Consider the following 5,889-nt stretch of genomic DNA (forward strand, 5'->3'; position numbering starts at 1 on the left):
GGCGGCGCGGTCGGCGGCAGGCCCGGGGCCGGCCCGGGCGGCGCGGTCGGCGGCGTCCTCCTCGGCCTCCACGCGGGCACGGCCGGCACGCTCGGCCGCGTCGGCGCGGACGATGGCCCAGATCGCTGCCCCGAACAGCAGGACCACCCCGACCGTGGGCAGCAGCCCCCGCACGACCTCGCCGAGCACGTCCACGTCAGGCCTCCGGGCGCAGCAGCGGGAACAGGATGGTCTCGCGGATGCCCACCCCGAGCAGGATCATCACGAGCCGGTCGACGCCGAGCCCGATGCCGCCGGTGGGGGGCATGCCGTGCTCGAGCGCCCGCAGGAAGTCCTCGTCCAGCTGCATGGCCTCGGGGTCGCCCCCGGCCGCGAGCAGCGACTGCGCCACGAGCCGCTCGCGCTGCAGCACCGGGTCGGCGAGCTCGGAGTAGGCCGGGCTCAGCTCGGACCCGGCGACCATGAGGTCCCAGGCCTCGGCCAGGCGCGGGTCGTCGCGGTGCTGGCGGGCGAGCGGGCGGACCTCGGCGGGGTAGTCCCGGACGAACGTCGGCTCCAGCAGCGTGTGCTCGACGAGCTTCTCGAACAGCTCCAGCACCACCTCGCCGGTGCCCCAGCCAGGCCGCAGCTCCACGCCGGTCCGGTCGGCGTGCCGGCGCAGCTCGTCGAGCCCGGTGTCGAGCGTGACCTGCTCGCCGAGGGCGCCGGACACCGCGTCGTGCACCGTCACGGTGCGCCAGGTGCCGAGCAGGTCGATCTCGCCGCCGCGGCCGTCGGGCACCACGGTGCGGCCGGTGGCCCGGGCGGCGTCCAGGACGAGCTCACGGACGAGCACGGCCATGGTGTCGTAGGAGCCGTACGCCTCGTAGGCCTCGAGCATCGTGAACTCGGGGCTGTGGGTGGAGTCGATGCCCTCGTTGCGGAACGTGCGGCCGATCTCGTACACCTTCTCCAGGCCGCCGACGATGCAGCGCTTGAGGTACAGCTCGGTGGCGATCCGCAGGCTCATCTGTACGTCGAGCGCGTTGAGGTGGGTGGTGAAGGGCCGGGCCGTGGCCCCGCCGTGCACCAGCTGCAGCACCGGCGTCTCCACCTCCAGGTACCCCAGGCGGTGGAACGTCTCGCGCAGGGACCGCAGGACGGTGGCCTTGGTGCGCACCACCTCGCGCGCCTCGGGGCGGACGACGAGGTCGACGTAGCGGCGGCGGACCCGGGTGTCCTCGGCGAGCTCCTTGTGCAGGGTCGGCAGCGGCCGCAGCGCCTTGGACGCCATCTGCCACGCGGTCGCCATGACCGACAACTCGCCGCGGCGGCTGCTCACCACGCGCCCGGTGACGGCGACCTGGTCGCCGAGGTCGACGTCGCGCTTCCACGCCTCGAGCCGCTCCGGGCCGACCTCGCCGAGGCTGAGCATGACCTGCAGCCGCTCGTCGCCCTCCTGCAGCGTGGCGAAGGCGAGCCGGCCGGTGCCGCGGACGAACATCACGCGCCCGGCGACGGAGACGACGTCCTCGGTCTCCTCGCCGTCGGCCAGGCCGGCCCACGCGGGCTCGGAGCGGACCTGCGCGAGGGAGCGGGTGCGCGGCACGACGACCGGGTAGGGCTCCTCGCCCGCGGCGAGCAGGCGCTCGCGCTTGGCCGCCCGGACGGCGACCTGCTCCTCGGGCCTGTCGTCGTGGACGTCGGCGCCGTTGGCCGCGCTGTCCGCACCCTGCTCTGCGCCGTCGCCCGCGGGGGTGGCCTCGGCCTGCTCGGTCGCGGCCGTGGCCGGGGTCTCGCTCACCGGTCCAGGATAGGGAGCCCCGCGCGGCGGCCGGACCGGGCACCATGGCCCGCGTGACGCCCCCCGCGCACCCGGACGACCGGCAGGCCACGTCCTTCGGCGCGGTCGCCGACGACTACGACCGGGTGCGGCCGGGCTACCCGGCCGAGGTGGTCCGCTGGGCGCTCGGCGCGCGGCCGCTGCAGACGGTCGACCTCGGCGCCGGCACGGGCGCGCTCACCCGCGTCCTGCTGGCCGAGGGGCACTCCGTCGTCGCCGTCGACCCCGACGAGCAGATGCTCGCGCGGCTGCGGGCCCGGTCCCCCGGCGTGACGGCGCTCGTCGGCACCGGGGAGGCGCTGCCGCTGCCCGACGCCTCGGCCGACGCGGTCCTCGTCGCGCAGGCCTGGCACTGGATGGACCCCGGGGCGGCGTCGGCCGAGCTCGTGCGCGTGGTGCGCCCGGGCGGTGCGGCGGTCCTGCTGTGGACCACCCGCGACCCTGACGACCCGCTGACCGCCGCCGTCCGGCAGGCCGTCGTGCGGCACGCGCCCGACCTGGCCGCCCGCGCGCAGGCCGACGGCAGCCCCCGTCCGGCGCGGGTGCCCGACGCCCGCTTCCGGCCCGACGGCACCACCCGGGCGGACACGACGGCGGTGCTGTCCGTGGCGGACCTGCTCACCCTGGTGGGCACCTGGTCCTACGTGGCGCTGTCGCCCGCGAGGGACGCCGTCCTCGCCGAGGTGGCGCAGGCCGCCCGTGCCGCCGTCGGCGCAGACGGGACCGTCCGGCTCTCCCAGCACGTCGAGGTCCACCGCTTCCGCCGCTCCTGAGGGCGCGCGCCCTGTGGCCTGGGTCACGATCGTGGGGCAGACTGCCGCGAGACGGGCACGACGGGCAGGGGACGACCCCCGGCCGGCACCAGGAGGGGGACCCATCGTGGACGACCACGGCGTCCCGACGCCCCGCGCCCCCGCGTGCGAGGTGGCGGTGCAGCGGGTCGGCACCCAGGTGGTCGTCCGGCTCTACGGGCACCTGGACGACCGCGCCGCCCCCCGGCTCGCCGAGGCGATGGGCGAGGTCGAGCAGATCGTCATCACCCGCGTCGTCGTCGACCTCGACGAGGTCGACGCCATCGAGGGTGCGGGCCTGGACTTCCTCGTCGGCCTGCACCGGCGCTGGAAGGTCCGCCTGCTCAACACCCCGAACCAGCTGCGCGGGCGCATCCCCCGCATGGCGAGCACCACCACCGCGGACTGAGCCGCACCGGCAGGACGGGGCTCGCGCCGCTCAGCCGGTCCAGTCGAGGCCGACGTCCAGCTGCGGCGAGGAGTGCGTGAGCGCCCCGACGGAGACGAAGTCGACGCCCGTGGCGGCCACCTCGGGGGCGCGGGCCAGGGTGAGACCGCCTGTGGCCTCGAGCAGGACGCGTCCCCCGGGGCCGTCGAGCTCGGCGACGAGCGCGCGCACCGCGGCCACGGTGCGGGCGAGGTCGTCGGGAGTCATGTTGTCGCACATGAGGAACCGGCCGCCGGCGCGGACGACGGCCAGCGCGACCTCGGTGCTCTCCACCTCCACCTCGACCGCGACGTCGGGGCTGGTGCTGCGGACCGCCCGGTAGGCGGCGACCACGGAACCGGCGGCCGCGGCGTGGTTGTCCTTGACCATGGCCACGTCGAACAGGCCGACCCGCTTGTTGGTGCCGCCGCCGCACCGCACGGCGTACTTCTCCCACGCGCGCAGCCCCGGCGTCGTCTTGCGGGTGTCGAGGACCTCCACGCCCGTGCCGGCGAGGACGTCGACCCAGGCGCGGGTGGCGGTCGCGACGCCGCAGGCCCGCCCGACGAGGTTGAGGCCGGTGCGCTCGGCGACGAGCAGGGTCCGGGTGGGCCCCGAGAGCCGGGCGAGCACGTCGCCCGCGGCGCCGTGGCTGCCGTCGGCGGCGAGCAGCTCGACGACGGGCGTCTCCTGGCCCAGGCGCCGGGCGGCGTCGGCGAGCAGCGGCACCCAGACGACCTGGCCTGCGACGGTCCCGGGCTCGCGCAGCCGGACCTCGACGACCGTGCGGGCGTCGGCGGGGACGGTGGCGGTGGTGGTCACGTCCGTGCCGGGGTCGCCGCCCAGGTCCTCGTCGAGGGCGGTCCGCACGAGCCGCGCCAGCACGTCGGCCGCCGGCCCGACGAGCCCGCCTGCCTGGTCCTGACCGCTCACGCGTCCTCCTGCTGCAGGTCGAGGGTGCCGTCCGGCAGGGCGCGGAGCAGCAGGTGGCGGCGCCAGGCCGGGTCCTCGCGGGGGAAGTCGCGGCGGACGTGGCCGCCGCGGGACTCGGTGCGCGCCCGGGCCGTCGTGGTGAGCGCGACCGCCAGGGTGTGGAGGTTGGCGGCCTCCCACTCGGGCCGGTCGACGCGGGCGCTGACCTCGTCGTGGTGGTGGGCGTCGGTGACGACGTCGGCGAGCGCGGTCGAGGCGGCGTCCAGGCCCTCCTCGTCCCGCAGCACGCCGGGGCCGGAGGACGCCGCGCGCTGCACCGCCGAGCGCGCGGTGGCCGGGACCAGCCCTGCCGGGCCCGGCCGCTCCTCGGTGGCCCCCGGCGACAGCTCGCCGGCGGCCAGCCGGGCGGCGATGTCGTCGGCCAGCCGCGCGGCGAAGACGAGCCCCTCGAGCAGGGAGTTGCTCGCGAGCCGGTTGGCGCCGTGCACCCCGGTGCAGGCGGTCTCGCCGACGGCGTAGAGCCCGTCGACGCTCGAGCGTCCCTGCAGGTCGGTCCGGACGCCGCCGGAGTGGTAGTGCTGGGCGGGTGCCACCGGCACCGGGTCGGCGGCCAGGTCGAAGCCGTGCTCGGCGAGGCGGCGCACGATGCTGGGGAAGCGGCGGGACAGGAAGTCGGCCCCCAGGTGCCGGGCGTCGAGCAGGACGTGGTCGGAGCCGGTGAGGCCCATCCGATCGACGATGCCGCGGGAGACGACGTCGCGGGGGGCGAGCTCGCCGCGCGGGTCGAGGTCGGGCATGAAGCGGTGGCCGGCCTCGTCGAGCAGCACGGCGCCCTCGCCGCGCAGCGCCTCGGAGATCAGGGGCTGCTGGCCGCGCGCGCCGCCGCCGAGCCACAGCACGGTGGGGTGGAACTGGACGAACTCCAGGTCGGCGAGCACCGCCCCGGCTCGCAGGGCGGCGGCGACGCCGTCCCCGGTGGCCTCGGGCGGGTTCGTCGTCGAGCGGTACACCTGGCCGATGCCGCCGCTGGCCAGCACCACGGCGCGGGCGGGCAGCTCCTGGGTGCCGTCGGGGCCGGCGACGAGGACGCCGCACGCGGCCCCCGCGGCGTCGGTGAGGACGTCGACGGCGAAGGTGTGCTCGAGCAGGCGGACGCGCTCGTCGGCGGTGACGCCCTCGAGCGCCGCCACCAGCGCGCGGGAGATCTCCTCGCCCGTGGCGTCGCCGCCGGCGTGGGCGATCCGGTCCGCGCCGTGGCCGCCCTCGCGGGTGAGCGCGAGGTCGCCGGCGGCGTCGAGGTCGAAGCGGGCCCCGAGCCGGACCAGGCCGCGCACCCGGCGGGGCCCGTCGTCGACGAGGACGCGCACCGCGGCGGGGTCGCACAGCCCGCCCCCTGCCGCGACCGTGTCCGCCAGGTGCGCGTCGGCGGAGTCCGTGGGGGCCAGGGCGGCCGCGATGCCGCCCTGCGCCCACCGGGTCGACCCGCTGGAGGCGACCGTCTTGGTGACGAGGGTGACGCCGAGGCCGAGCGCGGACAGCCGCAGCACCGCGGTGAGACCGGCGATGCCGGACCCGACGACGACGACGTCGGTGCGGGGCGCCGTGGTGCGGGCACCGGCGACGAGACGGACGGGCAGCGTGGTCACGGGACCTCCGGCTGGGGGTGGGACCGCGGGGCGGCGGTCCCGGACGGCGCAGGACCCGCGCCGGGGGCGACCTCGAGGTCGAGGGTGTCGATGAGCCGGGTGCCGCCGACCCGGGCGGCGAGCAGGAGCACCGCCGGCCCGGCGTGGTCGGTGGGCACCTCGCGGAGGTCGACGGGGTCGACGAGCACGCAGTACGACGGCTCGACGCCCGGCACGTCGAGGGCGGCGCGGGCGGCGGCGGCCACGTCGTCGGCCCCGGCACCGCGGGCG

Annotated in this window: 6 protein-coding genes and 1 pseudogene; 2 read left to right on the forward strand and 5 right to left on the reverse strand. The window is 77.4% G+C overall.

Annotated features, from left to right (window positions below):
* The coding region (locus WCS02_RS16420) for a hypothetical protein (protein ID WP_340295189.1) at nt 1-195 on the reverse strand (195 nt) is incomplete at its 3' end.
* A gap of 1 nt (nt 196) precedes the next feature.
* A complete protein-coding gene (gene lysS / locus WCS02_RS16425) occupies nt 197-1,783 on the reverse strand; it encodes a lysine--tRNA ligase (RefSeq protein ID WP_340295191.1) in 1,587 nt (528 codons plus the stop codon).
* A 53-nt stretch (nt 1,784-1,836) separates the two neighbouring features.
* Between lysS and WCS02_RS16430 the strand changes: the two genes are divergently transcribed.
* Together WCS02_RS16430 and WCS02_RS16435 are read left to right on the forward strand one after the other, a co-directional pair.
* A complete protein-coding gene (locus tag WCS02_RS16430; RefSeq protein ID WP_340295193.1) occupies nt 1,837-2,595 on the forward strand; it encodes a class I SAM-dependent methyltransferase in 759 nt (252 codons plus the stop codon).
* A 106-nt stretch (nt 2,596-2,701) separates the two neighbouring features.
* Nucleotides 2,702-3,022 carry an STAS domain-containing protein gene (locus tag WCS02_RS16435; RefSeq protein WP_340295195.1) on the forward strand — a complete coding sequence of 107 codons (321 nt, stop codon included), beginning with the start codon at nt 2,702-2,704 and terminating at the stop codon, nt 3,020-3,022.
* A gap of 30 nt (nt 3,023-3,052) precedes the next feature.
* Here WCS02_RS16435 and nadC read toward each other — a convergent pair whose 3' ends face one another.
* From nadC to WCS02_RS16450, 3 genes and pseudogenes are all read right to left on the reverse strand, one after another.
* Complete coding sequence (gene nadC / locus WCS02_RS16440; RefSeq protein ID WP_340295197.1) at nt 3,053-3,973, reverse strand: carboxylating nicotinate-nucleotide diphosphorylase; 921 nt, start codon at nt 3,971-3,973, stop codon at nt 3,053-3,055.
* A complete protein-coding gene (locus WCS02_RS16445; RefSeq protein WP_340295199.1) occupies nt 3,970-5,619 on the reverse strand; it encodes an L-aspartate oxidase in 1,650 nt (549 codons plus the stop codon). The genes nadC and WCS02_RS16445 overlap by 4 nt, the downstream gene beginning before the upstream one ends.
* A pseudogene (locus WCS02_RS16450) lies at nt 5,616-5,889 on the reverse strand (pantoate--beta-alanine ligase); the annotation flags it as partial. The pseudogene WCS02_RS16450 and the gene WCS02_RS16445, both read right to left, overlap by 4 nt.

This window comes from Aquipuribacter hungaricus (genome assembly GCF_037860755.1).
Lineage (GTDB): Bacteria > Actinomycetota > Actinomycetes > Actinomycetales > JBBAYJ01 > Aquipuribacter > Aquipuribacter hungaricus.